This window comes from Gardnerella sp. c12Ub_1, from assembly GCF_055804375.1.
The window spans coordinates 853,018-878,333 of the sequence record NZ_JANUZC010000001.1 but is presented as its reverse complement, the minus strand read 5'-3'; the positions used below and the strand labels follow the sequence as shown (position 1 = coordinate 878,333).

7 protein-coding genes and 1 tRNA gene are annotated in these 25,316 nt (G+C 44.9%); 7 read left to right on the top strand and 1 reads right to left on the bottom strand.

Translation table 11 applies throughout. The annotated features are described in order from the left end of the window. Window positions 1-31 precede the first annotated feature (31 nt). The 7 genes from NYP65_RS03405 to NYP65_RS03375 all read left to right on the top strand — a co-directional run bounded on the left by NYP65_RS03405 (window position 32) and on the right by NYP65_RS03375 (window position 23,132). Window positions 32-1,879, top strand: a complete 1,848-nt coding sequence (locus tag NYP65_RS03405; RefSeq protein ID WP_473410612.1) for an acetyl/propionyl/methylcrotonyl-CoA carboxylase subunit alpha — start codon at window positions 32-34, stop codon at window positions 1,877-1,879. After that, complete coding sequence (locus NYP65_RS03400) at window positions 1,876-3,537, top strand: acyl-CoA carboxylase subunit beta (protein ID WP_004132961.1); 1,662 nt, start codon at window positions 1,876-1,878, stop codon at window positions 3,535-3,537. The genes NYP65_RS03405 and NYP65_RS03400 overlap by 4 nt, the downstream gene beginning before the upstream one ends. A 187-nt stretch (window positions 3,538-3,724) precedes the next feature. Next, complete coding sequence (locus NYP65_RS03395; RefSeq protein ID WP_473410611.1) at window positions 3,725-13,318, top strand: fatty acid synthase subunit beta domain-containing protein; 9,594 nt, start codon at window positions 3,725-3,727, stop codon at window positions 13,316-13,318. 325 nt (window positions 13,319-13,643) lie between these two features. After that, window positions 13,644-19,439, top strand: coding sequence for a type I pullulanase (pulA, locus tag NYP65_RS03390; protein WP_473410610.1), 5,796 nt, complete (start codon window positions 13,644-13,646; stop codon window positions 19,437-19,439). A 319-nt stretch (window positions 19,440-19,758) separates the two neighbouring features. After that, window positions 19,759-20,286, top strand: coding sequence for a holo-ACP synthase (locus tag NYP65_RS03385; RefSeq protein WP_473410609.1), 528 nt, complete (start codon window positions 19,759-19,761; stop codon window positions 20,284-20,286). Window positions 20,287-20,483: 197 nt separating this feature from the next. Further along, window positions 20,484-20,557 (top strand) — tRNA-Gly (locus NYP65_RS03380). Window positions 20,558-20,681: 124 nt separating this feature from the next. Further along, window positions 20,682-23,132, top strand: coding sequence for a GH25 family lysozyme (locus NYP65_RS03375; protein ID WP_473410782.1), 2,451 nt, complete (start codon window positions 20,682-20,684; stop codon window positions 23,130-23,132). Here NYP65_RS03375 and NYP65_RS03370 read toward each other — a convergent pair. Further along, on the bottom strand, window positions 23,118-25,277 hold the full coding sequence (locus NYP65_RS03370; protein WP_415702506.1) for a hypothetical protein: 2,160 nt from the start codon (window positions 25,275-25,277) through the stop codon (window positions 23,118-23,120). The two genes, NYP65_RS03375 and NYP65_RS03370, sit on opposite strands and share 15 nt — an antisense overlap. Window positions 25,278-25,316: the final 39 nt, after the last annotated feature.

Below are 25,316 nucleotides of genomic sequence, written 5' to 3'. Positions count from 1 at the left end.
TATAAGCCAAATTTCCTATAACTTGTAACGTATGGTTACGAATATCAAAAAAATACTTGTGGCAAATCGCGGCGAAATCGCGCTTAGAGTGATTCGCACTGCCCAAGAAATGGGAATCCCAACTGTGGCTATTTATGCGGCATCCGACCGTCAAGCACAGTATGTTGAAATGGCAGACGAAGCGTACGCGCTTTCCGGAGACACGTACAGAGACACTTATTTAAACGAAGACGCGATTATAGACATTTTGCATAAAAGCGGCGCGGATGCTGTACACCCTGGCTACGGATTTTTATCGGAAGTAGCGAGTTTTGCGCAAAAGGTGATTGATGCTGGCGCTGTGTGGATTGGTCCGAAGCCAGAAGCGCTTATTGATTTGGGGGATAAAATAACCGCGCGGCGCGTTGCAACTCGCGCTAAAGTGCCGCCCGTTCCAGGAATATCGGAGCCAGTAAAAGACATTCGAGAATTGCTGACTTTTGCGCAAACACACGGCTACCCAGTTATGATGAAGCGCACGGATGGCGGCGGCGGCCGCGGAATAACCGTTGTGCAAAACGATGATGAGCTTCGCGGATTCTACATGAACCACGACGCTTTGCAAGGCGGCGACCTTGACGAGTACTTTATTGAGCGTTTTATAGACAAGGCTCGCCACGTGGAAACGCAGGTTGGCCGCGATTCTCATGGAAACTTCACCATATATTCCACGCGCGATTGCTCGGTGCAGCGCCGAAACCAAAAGTTGGTTGAGGAAGCACCAGCACCATTCCTTACCGATGATGAGAATGCGCAGCTTCACCGATATTCTCGTAACCTATTTGAAGCTGTTGACTACGTTGGTTTGGGCACGTGCGAATATATGGTGACTTCTCAACACAAAGTTTACTTCTTGGAAGTGAACCCACGATTGCAAGTTGAGCACACAGTTAGTGAGGAAGTTAGCGGACTAGATCTTGTGCGCGAACAGCTTACGATTGCCGACGGCGGCGAGCTTACGCAAAATCACCCTTCGCGCGGACACAGTTTTGAACTTAGAATCACTTCGGAAGATCCAGCAACGAATCTTACGCCTAGTGCAGGCATGCTAACAAAAATAGAGTGGCCATCGGGCCCTGGAATTCGCGTGGATTCTGGCGTAGAAGTTGGAGATAGCGTGTCTCCAAAATTCGACTCTATGATGGGCAAGCTTATTGTTAGTGCGCAAAATCGCGATGCGGCAATTGCTCGCGTAAGGCGTGCGCTTAAGGAGCTTTGCATTGAGGGCGTGCCTACTCCTGCTAAGCTTTTTGAGCAAATTTTTAACGACCCTGATTTTACGGCTCAAGATCACGATTTTGATATTTCTACAAAATGGCTTGAACGCAAGTATTTGAACCGTACTGCTGCAGCGGCAAATGGCGGACAGCCTGCTTCTTTGTATTCCAATAAGGCTGGTGAAGACGCGCAAAATAAGCCGACCAAAATGGAGTCTTTTGTAATAGAAGTAGACAATAAGCGCGTAAAACTTACTATTCCGCAAGACATTGTAGACAATCTTACTGGTTCTGCACGAGTTAGAAGCACGGTTCGCGCATCGCAGCCGCTTAGAGGGCGAGGATTAAGGGGAGATACTCATAAGTCGGAAACACCTAAGGACGCTCCTGGCGTGATTTCTGCTCCAATGCAAGCTGTGATTACGCGTGTAAACGTTGCGGAAGGTCAGAGCGTAGCCAAAGGCGACCTACTTGCTGTTCTTGAATCCATGAAAATGGAAAACTACGTTTACGCACCTGCAGCTGGCGTAGTTACTGGCATTTTTGTTGGGCCTGGAGATGGTGTAGAAGCAGGCGAAAAGCTTGTAACAATTGACGTGACTAAAGGCGGTAGTGCAAAATGAGTGCGCTTACTAAAGATGATACGCAAGTTGCAAAAGATGTTAATAAAAGCGCTGCACAAGTTAATAAAGACACGCAAAATGCGCAAGACGCTCAGCCAACGCAGCCTACGCAGCCTCAGCGCGGAAAAGCAGCCGTAGAACACGCGGCTCGCCTTGCAAGAGACGCCGAGCAGAAGGCTTTAGAACGCCAGCATGCAAAGGGAAAATCCACTGCAAGAGAGCGCTTGGATTTGCTTTTTGACACAGGCACGTTTGAAGAAATCGGCCGCTTTAATGGCGGAGATATAAATAACGATGTTGCAGGATGCGCTGTAATCACTGGCTTTGGCGAAGTGTACGGCAAAAAAGTGGCAGTTTATGCTCAAGATTTTTCCGTTCGCGGCGGCACGCTTGGACGCGCTGAAGGCCAGAAAATTTGCCATCTTTTAGACATGGCGTTGCAACTTGCGGTTCCTGTTGTTGCGCTAATCGACTCGGGCGGCGCTCGCATTCAAGAAGGCGTTAACGCGCTTACGCAATATGGCAGAATCTTCAAAAAAACTTGTGAAGCAAGCGGTTTGATTCCGCAAATTTCCTTGATTTTAGGCCCTTGCGCTGGTGGTGCAGTTTATTGCCCTGCTCTTACGGATTTTATAATCATGACTCGCGAGCACTCCAACATGTTTGTAACTGGCCCAGATGTTGTTAAGGCAGCTACTGGCGAGTCGATTAGCATGGACGATTTAGGCGGTGGATATGTGCATAACTCCACTTCGGGCGTTGCTCACTACTTGGGCGAAGACGAGGCGGACGCCATTGACTACGCGCGCACAATCCTTGCTTATTTGCCGCAAAATTGCAATCAAAATCCGCCAACATTCGCATACGCTGCAACGCGCGCAGACAGAGAAACTGCTAAGCAGCTTGCGACTATTGTTCCGAGCAATGATCGCCAGCCGTACGACGTTTTAGACGTTATTCGCGCAATCGTAGATTATGGCGAATTTGTGCAAGTTCAAGAGCTCTACGCGGCGTCCGCAGTGGTTGGTTTTGCTTGCATAGACGGGCATCCTGTTGGAATAGTTGCAAATCAGCCTAAAGTAAATGCTGGAATTTTAGACGTTAATTCTTCCGAAAAAGTAGCGCGATTTGTGCGATTGTGCGACGCGTTTAATCTTCCTGTTGTAACTCTTGTAGACACTCCTGGATACAAGCCAGGGTCGGACCAGGAGCACGCTGGAATTATTCGCAGAGGCGCAAAGGTGATTTACGCGTATGCAAACGCGCAAGTTCCGCTTGTTACTGTGATTTTGCGCAAGGCTTTTGGTGGAGCATACATTGTAATGGGATCCAAGTCTATGGGAGCAGACTTTAACTACGCTTGGCCTACTAGCCAGATAGCGGTTTTGGGTGCTCAAGGAGCTGTGAACATTATTCATCGCAAGGATTTGCAAAAAGCAAAAGAGCGCGGTCAAGATGTTGACGCTTTAAGAAAAAAGCTTGTTGAAGATTACGAAAATACCACTGTAAACGCAAATCTTTCGCTGGAAACTGGCCAGATTGACGCAATGATAGATCCGGAGCAAACAAGAGATGTTATTGCTAATTCTTTGAAGATTTTAAGAAGTAAAAAACGCGTTTCTAGAACGGGGAAGCATCATGGAAACCAGCCAATGTGATTTAAGAATGATTTGAGACGATTTGCGGATGATTTGAGGGCGATTTTAGATGATTTGAGACTCGCGGATTAATCGCAAGCAGCCGCCACGCGCGACTAGCAACAAGTCACAAATAATCAAAGTTACAAATAATCCAAAACACAAATCTTAAAAATAAAACGTAAACCCACAAACAAAGGAAAATAAAATGACAAAATACTTATTTGATGAGCTTGCACAAAATCCACATATTTTAGCTTTTGCAGGGCAATCCACGCCATGGGTTCAAGCGTTAAAAGAAGCGCAAAAAGACGAAGATTTAAGCGCGCAACTACGCGATTACAATAACAGCGCAAAAAATCTTCTAAACAACATATATGCGCAACTTTTAGCAAACGCAGGAAAAGACATAAACGTATTCGACGCTTTAGAATCCACAAATGATCGCACGCAAGACGCGCAAATAAGCGTTCCAGGAATCGCGTTGGCGCAGCTTGCAGCTGTTAGTGATTTTACAAATCTTGGGTACAATTTTGAAGTTTGCAAGCCAATCGCAAGTCTTGGTCATTCTCAAGGCGTGATTGCTGCAAAAATGGTAGAAGCGCGATTAGAGGCTGGTTCTTGGCAGGCAGCGCAAGGCAAAATCGCGGAACTTTTGGCGATTGCATACATAATTGGAGCGGCTGCAGATCGCGAAGCGCGGCTTTTGGAAATAAGCGGAAACGGCTCTGCAACTCCAATGCTTTCGTTAAAAGGCGTAACTCAAAAACAGGCAGAAGTTTTGATTTCGCGCGTAGATCGTAAGCGTGCCGAAGTTTCGATAGCAGTTAAAAATTCGCGAAATCACATGGTGTTATCTGGCTATCCGCAAGACATGGAGGCCGTTTTAAGCGAAGCGCAAAAAGAAGCGGCTCATTCTAAAAAATTACGAGATATGAAGCAGCGCGGAGGATCGGTTTTTGCGCCAATCGCAGAGTATTTAGACGTTACAGTGCCATTCCATTCGCCAATGATGAGCAAAGCTGTAGATAACGCTGAAAAATGGGCAAAAGAAGCTGGGTTAAATGCCGATCTTACTAGAAGTCTTGCAAATCAAGTTTTAGTAGAGCAAGTGGATTGGGCAAGTCAAATCAAAAAAACTTTGGCAAATCTGGGCGAATCTGCTAAAGATTTGTGGGTAATCGACATGGGTCCTGGAGAAGTGCTTGGAAAGCTTACAAGTGTGCTGGTTCAGGGAAGTGGCGCTGGAATCGTAGAAGCTGGAACAATGGCGTCTCGCGCTAATGCGTCTACACTGGAGGCTTCTTCCGCAAATTCTTTGCGCACGGGATGCTGGGCGGATTTTGCACCACGCGTAGTAGAAACGCCATTAGGGCGCAAAGTAGTTACAAAGTTTAGCCAGCTAACAGGCAAAGCTCCTGTTCTTCTTGCAGGCATGACTCCAACAACCGTAGACCCGCAAATCGTTGCAGCTGCTGCAAACGCGGGGTACTGGGCAGAGCTTGCAGGCGGTGGCCAAGTAACAGAAGAAGTGTTTAACAAGCACGTGGAAATGCTCCAAAATCAGCTAAAAGAGGGAGCAACTGTAGAATTCAACGCCATGTTTATGGACCGCTATTTGTGGAATTTGCAATTTGGAGCCAAGCGCATTGTGCCAAAAAAGCGCGCTTCGGGAGCGCCAATCGACGGTGTTGTAATATCTGCAGGAATCCCAGAGTTAGACGAAGCGAAGGAACTTGTTAAAACTCTTCAAGAAGACGGATTCCCATATGTTGCTTTTAAGCCAGGAACAGTAGAGCAGATTCGTCAAGTTATTCGCATTGCAAAAGCTGTTAAGCCAGCAACGATTATTGCGCAAGTAGAAGGCGGATCTGCAGGCGGCCACCACTCTTGGGAGTCGCTAGATGATTTGCTTATTAGCACTTATGCTCAAGTGCGCGAATGCAATAATTTGGTGCTTGTAGCAGGTGGCGGAATTGGCACTCCTTCGCGCGCTGCCGACTACATTAGTGGCGAATGGTCCAATAAGTACGATTTGCCAAATATGCCTGTGGATGCCGTAATGATTGGCACAGCAGTAATGACAGCAAAGGAAGCGCACACAAGTCCGCAAGTTAAGCGCATGTTGGTGGAGACTCCTGGAATCACAGAAGCAAATGATGCATGCGTGGAAGGTCTTGGTGCGAGTGACGATCCGTTTGCTCCGATTGGCGAGCGCTGGGTGCCGTCTGGAAAGGTTGTTGGCGGAGTAACAAGCGGATTAAGCCATTTGCACGCAGATATTTACGAGATTGAGAATGCGTCTGCGCGCTGTGGAAGGCTTCTTGTGCACATGATGAAGCATCCAGAAGAGCTTGAGTCACGTAAAGACGAGGTTATTGCTGCTCTTAATACAACAGCAAAGCCATATTTTGGCAATGTTGAAAGCATGACATACAAGCAATTTGCTCAGCGATTCCTCGACTTATGCTACCCGTGGGCAGATTCCACGTATGCGGATCGATATGCTCATTTGCTTAAAAGAATCGAAGCGCGTTTTGCGTTGCAAGATTCTGGCGAATTTGAGTCAAGCTTGCCTTCTGCTAAAAGCATTTTTGAAAATCCTCAAGAAGCTTTGAATAATCTTATTGAAAAGTTCCCAGATGCAGCGCAAACAAACGTTATTCCAATGGATGCCGCATGGTTCCCAACTTTGGTGCGCGAATACCCTAAGCCAATGCCGTTTGTGCCAGTAATCGACAACGATTTGCTTCGCTGGTGGGGTCAAGATCAGCTTTGGCAGTCGGAAGATTCGCGTTACTCGGCAGACGCTGTTCGCGTAATTCCAGGGCCGATTTCTGTTGCTGGAATAACAACAATGGACGAGCCAATCGCAGATATTTTGGGAAGATTTGAAGATGCGGTTATAAAACGTTCGGCTGCTGGCGATTCTAGAGTTTCTCTTGCGCAAAGTGTGTTCAGCCAAATCGCGTGCGCAAAAAATGTTGAAGAATACGTGCGTGCATGCCCGAATATATCTTGGATTGGTCACCTAACTTCTAATCCTGCTTACAAAACGCAAAATGATAGCGAAAACTACGTTATAAGCGTTGTTAGTGAAGAAGATAGCGTAATTAAGCTTGATTTAGACATTAAATTAGACACATTCTGGGATAATTTAAGCGGAAATGATTCAAGCGCTAACGATTCAAGCAAGAATGAGAACAGCAATAAGAATCACGCTGTGCGAAACATTGTGATTCCGCTTATTGTAGACGCAAATCGCGCAGGAGGCGTGCCAGTAGTAGATAGAGAGCGCTTGCCAAAGCACGTTTATAAGATGCTTGCAGCTACAGCAGGCATTGGAAATGTTGCGATTACGGGAGATGCTTTAAGCGAAATGCCTAAAGTTGATGTAAGCGAGCAAAGTGAAGAATCGCCATTTGGCGTAGTAAAATCTTCGTACACGCTTTCTAGAAATCTTGGAATCGATCACGAATCTTCTACAGCTGGGCGACTTTCTGGCGGTCTTCAAGCGTCTAAAATCGTGCCAGACGCGCTAGTTGGTCCTGCTTGGCCAACAATTTATTCTGCTTTGGGATCTGTAATGGTAAATGGGTACCCAGTAATCGAAGGCTTGCTTAACGCGGTTCATTTAGATCACTTAATAGAGTTAGACGTTTCAAATAGCGATTTGAACAAGCATGTGGGCGAGCGCGTAAACCTTGTTGGTTGGGCGCAAAGCGCGCAAGAGTCTGCTTCTGGATGCGTTGTTACGATTAACGTTGTTCATTTTGCGCAAGACGGAACGCGTTTAGCTCACGAAACAGAGCGATTTGCGATTCGCGGACGCAGCTACAGTTCAGCGTTGCCAAAGCCTGCTGCACAATACGGAGCTGCCGCGGATTTGCACGGATATGATGTGGATGCAACTCCTAGAAGAATGCTTAGAAGAGTTGTTTTGAGCGCGCCTAAAGACATGACGGCGTTTGCGCGCACTTCTGGCGATTTTAACCCAATTCACACTTCTTACAGAGGCGCTGCAATATCTGGGCTTAAAGCTCCGCTTGTACACGGAATGTGGCTTTCGGCGGCAGCTCAGCACGTTGCGCAAGCTGTTGACGAAAAAGGCGCGCGCTACGAGTTGATTGGCTGGACGTACAACATGTACGGCATGGTGCAGCTTAACGACAAAGTTGAGATAACTGTTGAGCGCGTAGGAAAAGTTCGACGCGCAGGGCTTGCACTAGAAGTAACATGCCGCGTAAATGGGCAAATTGTTTCTAAGGCCAGTGCTCTTACAAGCTCGCCGCGCGCCGCCTTTGTGTACCCAGGCCAGGGTATTCAAAAGCAAGGTATGTCGCTAGATGAGCGTGCGAAATCGCCAGCTGTGCGCGAAACTTGGCAGCGCGCAGATAAGCTTACTCGCGAAAAGCTCGGATTCTCAATTCTTGCTGTTGTTCGAGATAATCCTAAGGAACTAACAGCAAATGGCGTAACGTATCGTCACCCAGAAGGCTTGCTTAACTTAACGCAATTTACGCAAGTTGCGCTCGCTACTGTTGCTTTTGCGCAAACTGCTCGCTTGCGTGAAGCTGGATGCGATATTTGGCCAGCTTACTTTGCAGGCCATTCTCTAGGCGAATACAATGCTCTAAGCTCCTTCGCTCAAATTATTCCGCTAGAAACCGTGTTGGAGCTAGTTTTCCACCGAGGATCCACTATGCATCATTTGATTGAGCGAGATGCGCAAGGCAGATCCAACTATAGAATGGGAGCTTTGCGTCCAAATCAGTTTGGCGTAGGAGACGATGGCGTAAACGCGTACGTTGAAGGAATCTCTAAGCAAACTGGCGAATTCTTGCAAATCGTAAACTACAATTTGGCAGGTCAGCAATACGCGATTGCTGGAACAATAAAAGGTCTTAAAGCCTTGGCCGAAGATTCCGCTAAGCGTGCTAAAGAATATGGCGGAAAGCCGCCGTTTATTTTGGTTCCAGGAATTGACGTGCCATTCCATTCCAAGCTGCTTAGAAAAGGTGTGCCAGAGTTCCGAGATAAGCTGGATTCGCTTCTTCCAAAGCATATTGACTACTCGGTGCTTGTTGACCGCTACATTCCAAACTTGGTTGCATGTCCGTTTGAGCTTACGCGCGAATTTGCGCAAAAGATTCTAGACGTTGTTCCTTCAAAGCGAATTGAAGCAGCTTTGCAAGATGATGCAACTTGGGATTCTTATGCCGCTGATGAGCAAAAACTCGGCAGATTGCTTCTTACGGAGCTTCTTTCTTGGCAGTTTGCTTCCCCTGTTCGTTGGATTGAAACGCAAGCGCTTATGTTCTCTAGCGAATCTTGCGGCGGATTGGGCGTAGAAGAATATGTTGAAGTTGGTTTAGCGAATGCTCCAACTTTGGCAAATCTTGGTACAAAAACGCTTGCATTGCCAGAGTTTAGTAGTCAGCGTGTTGCTGTTTATAACGTTGGGCGAGACGAGAGTCGTGTTTATAAAACAGACACAGATTCGCTTGTGCCAGAAGTTTTTGAAGACGATGAAAGCGCGGTTAATGACGCGTCGGTTGCTGGCGATTCTTCCCAAGCTGCTGCGCAAAAGTCGCAAGCAACCGCAACGGCAAGTGCTGCATCTGCTTCTGCATCTACTCAAATAAATGCAAATAATAATGCAAATAATAATGCAAATAATTCTGTACAAAATGCATCAAATGCAGTGCCAAATGTGCCATCTGGCTCTGTTGCAGATATTGCGTTTAAGGCGTCGGATGCTATTGAAATGCTGATTGCATACAGTGCTAAGATTCGCGCTGACCAAATTGGCGCTGCCGACACAACGGATACGCTAACAAACGGCGTATCTTCTAGGCGAAACCAGCTTTTAATGGACATAAGCTCCGAGCTTGGCGTGCCTAGCGTGGACGGTGCTGCAGAAGCTCCAATGAGCGCTCTTAGCAAGCTAGTAAACTCCGCTGCTCCTCGCTACAAGGCTTTTGGTGCCGTTCTTAGCGACATTGTAAGGCAAAGTTTAAGGTCGCTTTTTGGCGCAGCTGGTGTAAAGCCTGCTCAAGTAGATAAGCGCATTACGGAAGTCTATAAGCTTGGCGAAGGCTGGCGCGCGCACGTTTTGGCGGCTCTTGTTTTGCAAACGCGATCTGGCGCAAGCGTTCGCGGAGGCGATTTGGCGCAGCTCTCTACGCAGCCAGCAAAGAACGCTTCTGCAGCTCAAGCGTTGATTGATTCTGCGATTAATCAAGTTGCTAAACAGCACGGAATTACTCTTGCTCAGCCAGGTTCTGCAGGCTCTGGCGCTGCAGGCGGCGCGGTTGTTGATTCTGCGGCGCTTGACGCTTTTGCTCAACAGGTTGTTGGCGCGGATGGAGTTTTGGCTGCTACTGCTAAGTTTGTGCTAGCAAAGCTTGGTGTTGAAGAGCCTAAAGTGCAAGATGAAGCGGATGAAAATGCGGCTGTTGTTGCAGCTGTAGAAGCTGAGCTTGGAGCAGATTGGCCAAAGCAAGTAGAGCCTCGATTCGATGAGCGCAAGGCGATTCTTTTCGACGATCGATGGGCTAGCGCTCGCGAAGATTTGGCGCGTATCTACTACAATTCTGGGTATGATTCTTGCGCGAATAATTCCGAAGATCTTAAGCAAGTTAGCGAAATTTTGAACCGCTACGGTAGCTTTGTTGGATTAGGGAGCGCAACTGCTCGCGAAGCTGAGTGGTTTGCTAAAAAGAGCAAAGGCAGCAATTACACGGTATTGTCTTCTATTTTTGAGCAAGTTGCAAAAGATGCGCTAAAGTCTACTGGCGATTTGCCAAAGTCGCGTAATCATGAGCATTATGGAGACGATTCGCAAATCTTCTCCAATTGCTTTGAAGGAGATGTTGCTGTTGTAACAGGCGTTGCGCCAAATTCGATTGCAGCACGAGTTGTGACTGGTCTTCTAGAAGGCGGAGCTACGGTTATTGCCACTTCTCACAGCTTTAAGCCGAGTGTAAAAAAGTGGGCTAAAGAAGCTTACAGACTTCACGCAACAGCTTCAGCTAAATTGTGGCTTGTTCCAGCAAACTTGTCTAGTTACCGAGATGTTGACGCTCTTGTAAAGTGGGTTGGCACAGTTTCTAAGAAGGTTAGTGGCGCTACAACCACCATTTTGAAGCCTGCTTACAATCCAACTCTGTTCTTCCCATTTGCAGCTCCGCCAGTTAGTGGAACTTTGGCGGATTCTGGTGCGCTTTTTGAATCGCAATCCAGGCTTATGCTTTGGGGCGTTGAGCGCGCAATCGCAGGATTTGCGCAAATCGGAGCAGATACAGATGTAAAGCATTGTATGCACGTTGTGCTGCCGGGATCGCCTAATCGCGGTATTTTTGGCGGCGACGGAGCTTACGGCGAAGTCAAGAGCGCATTCGACGCCATTGTGAACCGCGCGCATGCAGAAAAAGTGTGGTCGAATCGCGTAACTTTTGCTCATCCAAAGATTGGCTGGGTGCGCGGAACTGGCTTAATGGGTGCAAATGATCCTCTTGTGGAAGCTGTTGAAAGCCGTGGCTTAAAAACCTTTACAACAAGCCAGATGGCGAATCTTTTGCTTGATTTGTGCACTAAAGATGCGCGCGAGCTTGCTGCAAAGGCGCCTCTAGACGTTGATTTAACAGGTGGATTAGGCTCGGAGCCTCTTGACTTGAACGAGCTTAAAGCGCAAGCTTTGCAAGAGAATAGTCGTAAGCAGGCTAATCAGAATGCTTCAAACGATTCTTCAATCAAGTCTGAGGTCAAGTCTATTAACAAGGCGCTTCCGTCTCCAAATATTCCAACTCAAGCAAGCGTTAACTTGGAAGATTGGAAGAACGTAACAGCAAAGCCGCAAGACCAAATCGTTATAGTTTCTGTTGGCGAGATTGGCCCTTGGGGATCTGGTCGTACGCGCTTTAGTGCCGAGCAGTCAATCCAAGACGACGGAACGGTTTCGCTTTGTGCAGGCGCTGTTTTGGAATTGGCTTGGAGCATGGGCTTGCTAACTTGGCAAGATTCGCCAAAGCCAGGATGGTACGATGCGGAAGGCACGCTTGTGCCAGAAGAAGACATTGCAGAAAAGTATCGCGACGAGGTAGTGGCTCGCTCGGGAATAAGGCCGTTTGAGACTGGTATGGGCAGCGACTACAAAGACGGAGCAAACGAAGAAGAAGCCGAAATCTTCCTCGACCACGATGTATCTTTCAACGTTGCTACAGAGCAAATTGCGCGCGAATATGTGGCACTAGACGAAGAGCACACCGAGATTTCTAGCGACCCAGAGTCTGGCGAATGGATTGTTACGCGCAAAGCTGGATCCATGATTCGCGTGCCAAGGCGAGCAGCCATGACGCGCACTGTTGGTGGGCAATTGCCTAAGGGCTTCGACCCATTAAAGTGGGGTATTCCAGCTTCGATGGTTGGAAGCGTAGATCCGATTGCGCTTTGGAACATAGTTGCTACTGTTGATGCCTACATTTGCGCAGGATTTACGCCTTCGGAAATTTTGCAAGCTGTGCATCCGTCTCTTGTTGCATCGACTCAAGGCACAGGATTTGGCGGAATGACGTCTATGCGAAAGCTGTATTTGGATAGATTCCTAAATCACGAAATTCCTACAGACGTGCTTCAAGAAGCGTTGCCAAATGTTGTTGCAGCTCACGTAATGCAAACGTATATTGGCGGATATGGAAACATGATTCAGCCAGTTTCGGCATGCGCCACTGCTGCAGTTTCGCTAGAAGAAGGCGTTGATAAGATTGCGCTTGGCAAAGCCGACTTTGTTGTAACAGGCGCGATTGACGATATTGGCGTTGAGTCCGTGGTTGGCTTTGGCAATATGAACGCTACTGCAAACAGCGAGGAAATGTACGAAAAGGGCATAAATCCGCGATTCTTCTCGCGTGCCAACGATCGCAGGCGCGGAGGATTCTTGGAAGCGCAAGGCGGCGGCACGATTCTTATTACGCGAGGAGATATTGCGCTTAAGCTTGGCTTGCCTGTTGCTGGCGTAGTTGGATTCATTCACTCATACGCGGATGGTATTCACACTTCGATTCCAGCTCCAGGATTGGGCGCGCTCGCTGCAGGATTGGGCGGCCGCGATTCCAAGCTTGTGCGCGATTTGGCGGAGCTTGGCGTTACGCCAGACGATATTGCTGTTGTTTCTAAGCACGATACGTCTACAAACGCAAACGACCCTAACGAGTCCGAGTTGCATAATACGCTTGCACACGCGATTGGGCGCACAAGCGGAAATCCGCTATTTGTGATTAGCCAAAAGTCGCTTACTGGCCACGCAAAGGGTGGCGCATGCGTGTTCCAGATTAATGGCTTGACTCAGCTGTTTAGAAGTGGCTGGGTTCCAATCAATGCTTCGCTTGATTGCGTAGATCCTAAGCTTGCGCGCGATGACCACATGGTGTGGTTGCGAAATAGGATTCACATTGGCTCTGTTAAAGCGGCTCTTGCCACATCGCTTGGATTCGGTCATGTTAGCGGATTTGTGGCTCTTGTGCATCCTGGCGCGTTTGAGGCGGCTGTAGCGGCTAGCGCTGGCGTGGATGCGCTTAACGAGTGGCGAACAAAGGCAAATGCGCGTTTGGCTGCGGGTCATCGACTTTTGCAAGAGGGCATGATGGGCCATGTGCAACTGTTTGAGCCTGTGGAAAATCGCCGTTTGCTTAAAGACGGCACGCGCATGCCAGATGGGTCGCGCTACGATGGTCATGAAGCAGAAAAAGCTATGCTGCTAAACCCAGATGCTCGCTTAGATGCAAGTGGCTATTATTGCTAACGCTCAGATAGAATCTTGAAGGTAGGTCGTGGCGTTCGCGCGCGACGACCTGCCTTCGCTCTTAGAGCGTAGCTAATATGGCAGTTATATTTTTGACTTTTGTAAAAATTGCAAAAGTGTTATAATGGCTCCTTACGTGCAAAATTGCGGAAAATTCAAGGTGCTTATGGCGATTTGCGTTCAAAATAAGCAATCTTATGCGTAAACCAAAGTTGGTTTGTAATAATAAGTGAAACATAGTTGTGTCACCCTTAATTTTCATGTTTTGCATGGCAATAAAACAATATAGAAGCATGTTTGTGCCAACGGAGGAAAGGATATGCAGATGGTCGTTCATCGCCACCTTGCGTCGAAAATAGTTTCTATGATTGCAGCGAGTGCAATGTTAATAACAGGTTTTGCTGTTGTTAGCAATGCAAGCGCTAGTAGTGGGTCTAGTAATCCTCAATCTAGCAATCTAACTCTTAACCGTAAGGGTGTTATTGTTACTGCATTCCAGCAAAATTGGAAGAGTATTGCTCAAGAGTGCACTAACACTTACGGCCCTGAGGGTGTAAAGTATGTGCAAGTGTCTCCTCCAAATGAGCATGTAAAAGGTACTCAGTGGTGGACTTCTTACCAGCCTGTGAGCTATAAATTAAAGTCAAAACTCGGCGATGAAGATGGCTTTAAGAAGATGATTACTACTTGCAATGCTGCAGGTGTTGGAATCATTGCAGATGCTGTTATTAATCACATGACTGGTGCTGGTGACACTCATACAGAGGGTGTTGGTGAAAGTAAATATAGCGCTAAAGATCAGTCTTTCCCAGATGCTGGATATAAAAAGGATGATTTCCATAAGAGTACTGAAGATATTAAAGATTATACGAATGCTGAGGAAGTTTGGACTCACAGGCTTGTTGGTTTGCTCGATTTGGATACATCAAAGCAGAATGTGCGCGAGACTTTAGGTAAGTACTTTGCTCATTTGCTAGAGCTAGGTGTTGCTGGCTTCCGTATTGACGCAGTAAAACATATTTCTCCAACAGATATGGCTGCGATTAAAGCTGAAGCTGCAAAACAATCTGGTAAAAATGCGGATGAGATTTGGTGGATGCAGGAGACGATTGGTGATCCTTCTGAAGCTAAAGAAATACAGCCAGATCAGCATTTGAATGAAGGTGAAGTCAACGAATTCCAATATTCGTACCGATTAAAGAGTGATTTTTATGGCTCAATATCGAATCTAAAGAATATTACTGATGGACTTGTTCCAAGCGATAAAGCTTCAATTTTTGTTACTAATTGGGATACTCCTCGAGAAAATTATGTGCGCACGCTTACCTATAAGGATGGTCCTCGCTACGAGCTTGCAAACGCGTTTATGCTTGGCTACCCGTATGGGAATCCAAACATTTACTCGGGGTATAGGTTTGAGAATGGTCGTAAGGATGATGGTGCGCCTGGAGCGACTGAAGATAAAGTTGAAGATGTAGATTGTTCCCCAACAACTGGTTGGCAGTGCACTCAGCGTTGGACTTCTATTCGCGGAATGATTGGATTCTTTAATGCTGTAAATGGTGCTAAAGTCACTAATTGGCAAGATGACGGCAATAATAACATTGCTTTTAGTCGTGCAGGCAAGGGATTCTTAGCAATAAACAATACGCCAAACGCAAAGAAAGTTTTGTATAATACTGATTTGCCAAATGGTGACTATTGCAACGTTTATGAGGCTGGAAATTGCTCTAAGACTGTTAAAGTTACAGATGGCAAAGTTGCTGCGACTATTGCTCCTTATTCTGCAATTGCTTTGCATGTGGATGCTAAAGCAGATACTGCTAGTAAATCTGGTCCAGCACGTGATGAATCTGACCCAAAATACAATGTTGACGATGTTCAAGACCAGTCAACAACTGTCTATTTTAATGCTAAGAATAGAAGTCCTAAGCCAAGTTCCGTAAATATTCATTATCAAATCGGCAATGATTCTTGGACTGCAGTTCCTGGTAGACCAATGCGCAAAGTTTGCGATGATTGGTTTGCAAGAACAATTCCTAATAATGGCAAACAAATTACTGCTGTATTTAATGACGGTGGAAATAATTGGTATAACAATAACAATAACAATCAGCCTAAAGCAAACTTTGAAATTCAAGCTGGTTCGAAAACTTATGTAGTAGATGCCGATTTGAAAGGTTCTGAATCTGCTAATATTCCTTGCAAGGTTGAGGACACATCTTCAAAGCCTTCTGCATTAAAGACGAAGATTGTTATTCACTATAAGCAAAAATCTAATGACAATCGCAATATGGGCGTTTATATCTGGGGTCTTAAAGATGCAGATGGTAAAGAGATAAAAGGTGCTTGGCATGCGTTCAATGGTCAAGACGCTTTTGGTAAGACTTACACAGTTGAGGCTGATGGCATTTACGAGAGCGGAAAAGTCGGATTTATTATCGTTGAAGACATATCAAATGGTTGGAGTGATGATAAGAAGGACGGCGGAGATCGTAAGATCTGGCAAATCGAAGATGGCGTAGGCGAAGCTTGGGTTTACGGAGGAGATTCAAATACTTTTGCAGAACCGCCATCTGAAGTTGCTAACAAGCTTAATAACATTAAAACGTTAAACGTTACTGTTCACTACCGCAGAACAAACAAGGATTACGCTGGTTGGAATCTTTGGACTTGGTACGGTAGTGAGAAGGGCGTAAAGCAAGATTTTACGGCACATGATGATTTCGGAAAGATTGCAGAATATACGTTCCACAATGATTCTGGCGTAAAAGATCCAAAGTTTATTGTGCGATATTCTATGCAAGGCAACGATTGGGTTTATAAAGATCCTGGCGAAGGCGATCGCCCAATTCCTGCAAAAGCAATCACTTTAAGCCAAGATGGTAACACTGGCAACGCTGAAATCTGGCTTATGCAGGGAGATAGTAGAGTTTACTTAAGTCCAAACGTAATCAACACAAAGGCTAATGCTTTTAACGCTGATATTACGTCTTTTAAGGAATTTACTGTAAATGTGAGCGGCGACCCTTCGGAAGTAAAACAAGATAGCGTTACCGTAACTGATGTTACAGATTCAAAGAAAAATCAACACAAGACAATAGATATTTCGCAAGTTGCTGTTGTGGATAATAGGATCGTAATCACTGCAAAGAACGAATTAGATCTTAAGAAAATGTATGAAATCAACATTAAGGGTGTTGGTGGAATGCCTAAGACAGTTTCTGCTTCAACTGTTAAAGGCTCTAAGATTGTTCGTACTGATGAGTTTGATCAAAAGTATGCGTACATAGGCGATGACTTGGGTGCTGTTGTAAATGGTAATTCTACGACTTTCAAGCTTTGGGCTCCAACTGCTACGAAAGTGGAGTTAGTAACTTATAAGTCAACTGATGAAAAAGCACAAGAAGATAAAACACAAGATCTGACTCTTGGTACAGAAGCTGGAAAGCTTGGCGTGTGGAGTATTACTACGAGTGATGCAAAAGTTGGCACTGCTTACACTTACAAAGTTCATTTTGCAGATGGCACTGTAAATAATTCTCCAGACCCTTATGCAAAAGCTGCCGTTAGAAACGGAATGAGATCCGTTGTATTCGGTAAAGATACTGGTAAGCCTGTACCTCGTATGGCATCGTTTGGTAAGCGTCCAACTGATGCAACTATTGCAGAAATGAATATTCGCGACTTTTCGATTCACGAAAGTTCTGGCGTAGATGTTGCAAAGCGCGGAAAGTATCTCGGTGTAATTGAATCGGGTACTAAAAAAGATGGCAAGACAACTGGCTTTGACTATTTGAAGTCGCTAGGAATTACTCACGTGCAAATCATGCCAATGTATGATTTTGGTTCTGTGAATGAGGATCTTAAAGTTGGCTATGTAGAGAAGAACGACAAAAATAATCCTCACCAAAACTGGGGATATGATCCAATCAACTACAATGTTCCAGAAGGCTCCTATGCGTCTGATTCAGCAAATCCTGCTACGCGTATTACGGAGCTAAAGCAAATGGTTGAAGGTTTACATAAGGCTGGTTTGCGCGTGATTATGGATGTGGTTTATAACCATGTTTATGACGCTCAAAAGAACGCTTTTGGCCAAACTGTGCCAGGCTACTACTTCCGTTACAACGATGACGGCAGCTTGTCTAATAAATCTGGTTGCGGAAACGATACTGCTTCAGAGCGCAAAATGATGAGCAAGTATATTGTTGACTCTGTAAAGTATTGGGCTAAAGAATACGGTATTGACGGCTTCCGTTTTGATTTGATGGGCTTAATTGACCTTGAAACCATGAGTCAAGTACGTAAGGCTGTTTATGACATTGATCCAAACTCGATTATTCTTGGCGAAGGCTGGGATATGAGCCAATTGCCTTATGGAAACCGCACTATTCAGCCTAATGCGTATAAGCTTGCTGAAAATAATGGCATTGCGTTCTTTAATGATTCCTTCCGTGATGCTGTAAAAGGCCAAGGAGATAAAGGTGTTGCTGGATTCGTGTCTGGAAACAGAGGCAGTGACAATCTAGTTATGCAAAATCTTTACGGCTGCCAGCCTGGAAACTCAAGCTGCACTGGTAGGCGCTACGCGAATGCTGGTCAGACTGTGCAATATGTTGAAGCTCACGACAATCTTAATCTTTACGATAAGTTGAAGAAATCCTTGCCTAATGAGACAGAAGAGAATCTTAAGAAGCGAGTAATGCTTGCTAATTCGCTTGTAATGTTTGCGCATGGTATGCCATTCTTCGAGCTTGGTCAAGAGTTCTTACGAAGCAAGAATGGTAATGCTAATAGTTACAATGCTGGCGACGGCGACAATTCCGTTAAGTGGGATTTGGTTAATAAGAATTCCGATGCTGTTGAGTACTTCAAAGAGTTGATAAAGCTAAGAAACGAGATTCCAGCGTTACGCGATTCCGAATATTCTGATGTTAATAAGAATATGCATTGGATTAAGAGCAGTGATGGAATTAATGCGTTTAGCGTTGATAGCAACAATAAAACGTATGTGTTTATTTTCAATGCTAATAGTAGTGAATCTACTGTGAATATTGGCAAAGGAAAGTATCGTGTGCGCATTGCCGATGGAAAAGCTAACAGCGATGAAGTATCAAAGTGTCCTGAAATTACTGTAGATGACAATGGAAATTACAAGGTTTCTGCTCTTTCGACTGCTGTGCTTGTGAAGGATGCTGAAAAGAAGGACGATAATCCTTTTGCAAATCTTAAGGCTGATGATGTTCTCAAATATAAGATGAATCCTTTAGATATTAATAAGTTGAAGGATGAATCTAAGCCTGGTACGCAGCCTGGTACGCAGAATCCAAATCCATCTGCGCCTGGGCATGAGCAAACTCCTGGCACTGTAACTCCTACACCGCAGCCACCTGCTCCTGGTCCTGTAGTGCCAAATCCAGCTCCAGTGCCTGGGCGTGAGCAGACTCCTGGTCAAGTGACGCCTGCTCCGTCTCCGTCACCAGCGCCTCAGCCTAAGCCATCTGATCATGAAACTCCAGATAAGCCAGGTCAGACTAAGCCAGGTCAGACTAAGACTGAAACTCCAGATGAGCAGCCTGCACCAGCTAAATCTAAGCAGCATGCACAAGCTAAGCCAGCAGAATCCGCTTCAGTGCCTGCTGCTCCACAAACAGTCCAACAGCTTAGCCCAGAATTAAAGGGAACTCTTAGTGTTGGTAACAATAACGTTGCAACTGCTGGCGTTGTTAACAGTGTGAGAATTAAAGTTGTGAACAGCGAGTTTACTGAGCGTTTGAAGCGTGATGGAGTAGTTTATGCTTACGCGTACATTTACTCGTCTCCACGCTTGCTTAAGGGTGCCGATGGCTCAAAGTTTGTTGCTGTTCGCATGGTGAATGGCAAGCCTCAATTTGATGCTCAATTCCCATCTGGATACTCTGGTAAACACACTGTTTTGCTTGTAGACGAACATGGAAAACAGTTAGCGTGGACGGATATTACTGTTGTTAACAATAGTAATTCGAGACGTGATGGTTTCCATTTGCAAACTGGTAGTAGCGTTCTTACTGTATTTGCGGTATTTATTGTGCTTGCTTTTGCTGCAGTTATTGTTCGCTATAAAGTTGCATTTAGATAGATTTGTGACTTTGAGTTTTATGTTGTGCGGGCGCGACGACCTGCCTTTTCGCTTAAAGCGTAGCGCGAAAAGGCAATTCGGAGCGCTGAGCTTGCTTAAGGTTGAAAGCACGGTGTGCTTTCAACGCAAGCGAAGACGTTCGCGCGCTTAGACCGCGCGAACGAAACACCTCTTTCGCGTCGAAAAATCTCGAATCTCCACTTCACTTGGCGTAACCTTGTAGTGCGTTTGTATCATGACACGCCGTAAATCAGGTACAAACGCACTACAATCTTTACTAGTTCGTGCGATACTTTAGCGTAGTTAGGAAGTGAGTTCAATGATTGCAGGCATTGGTTGCGATGTTGTTAATGTTGCGGATTTTGCGCAACAAATGCAAGATGGCAATGGGTGGCGCTCGCTATTTTCTACGCGTGAGCTTAGGCAGTGCGCCATGCGAGCACACTTAAAAAACGACGCTGAGGCGATTCATGTTGCGGCTCGCTGGGCTGGTAAAGAGGCGGTTATAAAAGCGTGGTGCGAAGCGATGAGCACTCTTGGTTTGCAATATCCGTATACTTTAGACAACACGCCTTGGGCAAGCATTGAGATTTTAGACGATTCGCATGGATGCCCGAGTGTTCGACTTAGTGAAGACGTTAATCAAAAGCTTTTAGAGTCGTTGCACGCGCCAGAGGCGACTAATCCGCAGGAATCCGTTAGCGCTAATGTAAGCGTTAATGGTGTAGACGGGGTAGATGGCGTAAATCGCCCTAATTGGCATCTGTCTTTAAGTCACGATGGCTTAGTGCAAAATTCTTCTGCTATTGCACTTGCGTTTGTTGTTTTGGAGTTACGCGAGTCTTAATCATAAAACCTTAATCATGCGAGCATGCAGCGAATTTTACGCATGAATGTGTATTCAATGTGCATTTAATGTGCAAATTTTAGCGAATTTTACAATTTAGCGCGAGTGTCGAAAGTTGCTTTAGGTCTAAACAGTCTGTATAATTAATCGAGTTGCTGTTTTGCAAGGCAATTAATAGCTTGCAAAATTCGCATATTGCGGATGTAGCTCAATGGTAGAGTATCAGTCTTCCAAACTGATGACGCGGGTCCGATTCCCGTCATCCGCTCCACTTTTATTCTTACTTTTGTTCTTTTTGATTCCATTTTGTTTTCATGCACACATGTTTTAAGCTGTTTGCGCATGTTGGTATTGTTGTAACAGTTAAACACGTAAAACATGTGTCTGGAGGGATTTTGGGACAGTTTATTGTACGTGTAATTGCAAGTTTAGTTTCTATAGCAACAGCTCTTGTTGTAAATTCTGCTCCTGCGTTTAAAGTAGAAAATCGTTTGGATTTTAAGAATGTTGCTTCCAAAGTCGCAAATATTGCAGATAGCGCAGATGGTGAAAATAGTGCGGAATTGTCAGATAATGGCACTAACACTGTTGAAGAAGATCAATTAAATGCGTTTTCTAATGGCGATTCACGCAATGATTCTAAGTTGCCTAAAAAAGTGGCATCTTCCTTTACAAACAAAGATGAAGTTGTTTCTTCAAAGTATGCGATTGCAGATAATGGAGAATTAAAGTCACTTAAAACTGGCCAAACTGTTACCGACTCTAAGCTTGTTGGAACTAAAGATAAGCAGCCAGATCCACTCGCTAAAAGTAACGGTGAACGTTTTACGCCTATAACTGTTGGCGATTTGCGAAAAGAGATAAAGCGCGAAAATTCGAGTAGTGCTAATTCAGATGTAACTAATTCAGATAGTACTAATGCTGATTTTTCTACCACCAATAACACTCCGATTTCTAGCAAAAAGCGTGTTGAAAATAAGCGTTCTCTTAGAAAAAACAAGGTTGTTCTTATAAGCTCTAATCAAAAAAATCCCCAAGAAACTGACTCAAACGAAAAGAGCCAGGAGTCACAAGCTTTAGAATCTAGAACATCCACGTATACAACTTATGGATCGGTGCGTAAGATTTCTTTGCCAACAAACGGCTTTGGCACTAGGTGGGGAGACTGCAACGGAACTCAGGCATTCTATGATGGCAATGGAAGCCTGTTTGCGTACAACGCCAGTGGTGTGATTGATGTTTCCGAACATCAAAAAGAAATTAACTGGGCTGCAGCTAAGGCAGCTGGCGTAGAAGGCGCGATTATACGTATTAGTTACGGCTGGGAAAACGGCTACGATAAATACGCTTTGCGAAATATTAGAGAATGCAAGCGTTTAGGTATTCCGTTTGGAATCTACATGTATTCTTACGCCGAAAAACCAGAAGATGGTGCTAACGAGGGCGCAGACGTTGCAAGTCTTCTTAGGCGCGCAGGCGTTAGTCCAGGCGACCTTTCTTATCCTGTTTACTACGATCTTGAAAAATGGGTTTGGGCTGGCCACACTGCTCCAACTAGCCCATACGTTTACCAAAACATTGTTTCGTCTTGGTGGAATCAGCTGTATAGCGCAGGATACACAAATCTTGGCATTTACTCATATGCAAACTATTTGAGAGGCCCGCTTAATTCGCAATACATTCACGATCGAGCAAGTTGGGTTGCTAGCTACGGCGCAACTCCGCTATTTAACATTAGAACGGCGTTGCGCGGATGGCAGTACACGTCTAAGGCTCGCATATCTGGTATTGATGGAAATGTTGACGTTAGCGCGTTTGGAAATATGGATCCTAATGCCTATGGAGAATATGAAAATGTAGGCAGAGTGTGGAAAGTTAGAAGAGTTCCAAATCGCGATTTTTGGACTGATGGCACTCAAAACCATGTTCTTCAATATCAGTTGCGCGAATCTTATTATATGCATGGTGGTTTTGCGCGTCTTGGTGCTCCTGTTGCCGATGAGGAGAACATTGGTGGCGGCTGGTGGCGTCAGCGTTGTCAGAATGGTGATGTTTGGACGCATGGAACAGACACTAAGCTTGTGATTCAGTTTGAACTTAGAGGCTCCTATTACAAGCATGGCGATGTTGCTCGTCTTGGTGCTCCTGTTGCCGAAGAAGAGAATATGGGTGGCGGCTGGTGGCGTCAGCGTTGCCAGAACGGCGATGTTTGGACGCATGGAACAGACACTAAGCTTGTGATTCAGTTTGAACTTAGAGGCTCTTACTACTCGCACGGCGGTGCTGGCTGGCTTGGCGCTCCTGTTGCCGATGAGGAGAACATTGGCGGCGGCTGGTGGCGTCAGCGCTGCAAGAATGGCGATGTTTGGACTTACGGAAGTGGCACTAAACTCGCTATGATGTTCAACTTGCGTGATGCCTACTACAAGAATGGCGATGCTAATGGCATTGGCGTGCCTGTTGCCGAAGAAGAAAATATGGGTGGCGGCTGGTGGCGTCAGCGCTGCAAGAATGGCGATGTTTGGACTCAAGGAACAGACAAAAAGCTTGTGATTCAGTATGAGCTTAGAAGTTCATATTATAATCACGGCGGCGCTGGATGGCTTGGTGCTCCTGTTGCTTCCGAGGAGAATATGGGAGACGGCTGGTGGCGTCAGCGCTGCAAGAATGGCGATGTTTGGACTCAAGGTCGAAACACTAAGCTAGTGGTAATGTTCAATCTTCGCAAGGATTACTACAAGCGTGGCGGCTTCGAAAAGCTTGGCGCGCCTGTAGAAGACGAACATAATGATGGCAATGGCTTATGGCATCAAAAGTGCCAGAAGGGTGTTCTAGAAGCCCACTGATAGCCTTTGGTTCCATTCAACAAAAGCATCTGGATTCGTGTATTGTATTTCGTTTGCTGATTCTGTGTGATTTGCAAATACAAGCAAGAATCCAAATACGATTGTTACTGTAGTGCATGCAACGATTAGAGTTTGAATAGACTTTTGACCATTCAACTCATTGTTGCATGCATTTTCTTTATTTAATTGCAACTGCGCATTTTGATTATCCGAGCAATTTCTTCTAGCAAACCCAATCGAAGCAATAATCATAAGAATTATTATTGAATCGCAATAATAACGGTAAAGACTACCGCCTAAGCAGTAGTTTACGTAGATTAACATAATAGAGAATGTTATTCCGCTTAAGCACATTATGTATTCGATTTTTTGCATGTACTTGCGTCTTATTAAGAAAATGCCCCAAATAAGTGGTATTGATAGCAGACCAAATGTCATGTGATTAAAGAAACTATTTCCATAATCCGAAATGTTTGAGCTGGTTATTGTAATATACGGGAAGTCCGTATCTACGCTTGGTGGCTTTATAAAGAAGTTTATTAACATGTCTTTGATTCTTAGAGGGTCAAAGGTTATACGATTAAATCGCAAGTCAAAGTTTGTTAATTGTTCTTCGTTGCCAAAGTTAAAGAATGAACCAAAACGCAAGTAGTTATATACTAAGATTCCAGCAAATCCAGCTATTGCAGGCACCAAGAAGCTTATTGCGGCGCAAGCTCTATTGATTATGCTCCTAGAGTTGTTAAGTAGTAGCGCAATAAAAAGTGGTGCTATAAATGCAACTGTGGAAATGCAAGAATTTGGTCTAGATCCGCATTGCAAAGCTAAACTTAATCCAGATAAAACAAATAGGGCGTATTGTGTAAAGCTGTTTTTAAGTCTTACAGCTTTTAGTGACGAATACACAAATAGTGCCCCAAATAGCATTGCGCTTACCATAGGCATGTAGTAGATTGATGCAGATGCTTGCAGATAGAAAATAAGACATGCGAATGGCAATGCTGCAGCTATAAGAAGCATTGAACAATAATTTACTTTTATGCTAAAGAATATTATTAATTCTTTCCAAAGTGCAAACAGTACTGGTATTGTAATTGCCGCAAACGCGGTTGTTACCATTATTGCGCTCGGCATCCAAGCTGGGAACAAGGCGTTAAATGGCAAATAGGTTAAAATAAACGGTACTATTCCAAAGTAGCAATAATATTTTCCATTATGCAGCACAACATCCCATATTGCAGGAGTTCCCTCGCGCACTAATTGCATTCTTTTGCCAATGCTAAATGGGTTTGTTGAATGCAACAAGCCCTTTGGCGGGTCTTGTAGCAAAGATAGCGATCCTTGTTTCCAAGCCTTTAATTGTTCTGTATATGGGTTTCCGTCTATAAAATCGTATGTATTGTAGGCGAATGGAACACGTATTCGATTATAAGTGTTTAATCGGAGCCAAATATACAGGGAGAATCCAGTTACTATTGCGCATACAATCCAAAAGATTATGTTTTGAACTCTATTGCTTTGATTGTAGGCTATTTTATGCCATTTTTTCTTACGTATTGTTATTATTGCAGATCCAAATATAAACAATATTGCCCATTTTGCGTAATTTACATGCAGATTGTACTTTGGGTTGATTGTTATTTTTTGAACTACGATTCCACTTTGGGTTGTGTTAAAGTGTAGCTTTATTTTATTTAGTTTTCCGTGACTTTCTAAGCGAACTTGAGTGGTGTTAAATTTGCCAGTTGTTATTTTGAATCGGCTTGCCAAGGCATATCCAGGCGCTACGCCAAAGTCTTCTAGCTCTACGGTTCCAGTTACATAGCTTACAGGTTTTGTGCGTTTTAGTGAAAATTCCAATATTTTGCTATGCGCATTTAGGTTTGTAAATTCTATGTCTGCGCCATTTTTAGGTATGTGTATGCCGTCTTTATTGTATTTTGCGCGTTCAAGCGATTGGTTTTCGCTTTCCGTTTTTGCTATTTTTACCGTGCTTAAGCTTATGTTTTGTGTTTTAAACCCTGGGCCGTAAGCTTGGAATACATTGCTAAAGAATGCTAGCGTTATTAGCCCGCTTACAATAAAACACACTATATATGGAAAATAATTTTTTAGCTTAGGATTGCCATTTATAAAGCTTTGCACTCTTATTACTTTCTATTTATTTTCTATTTATTTTCTATT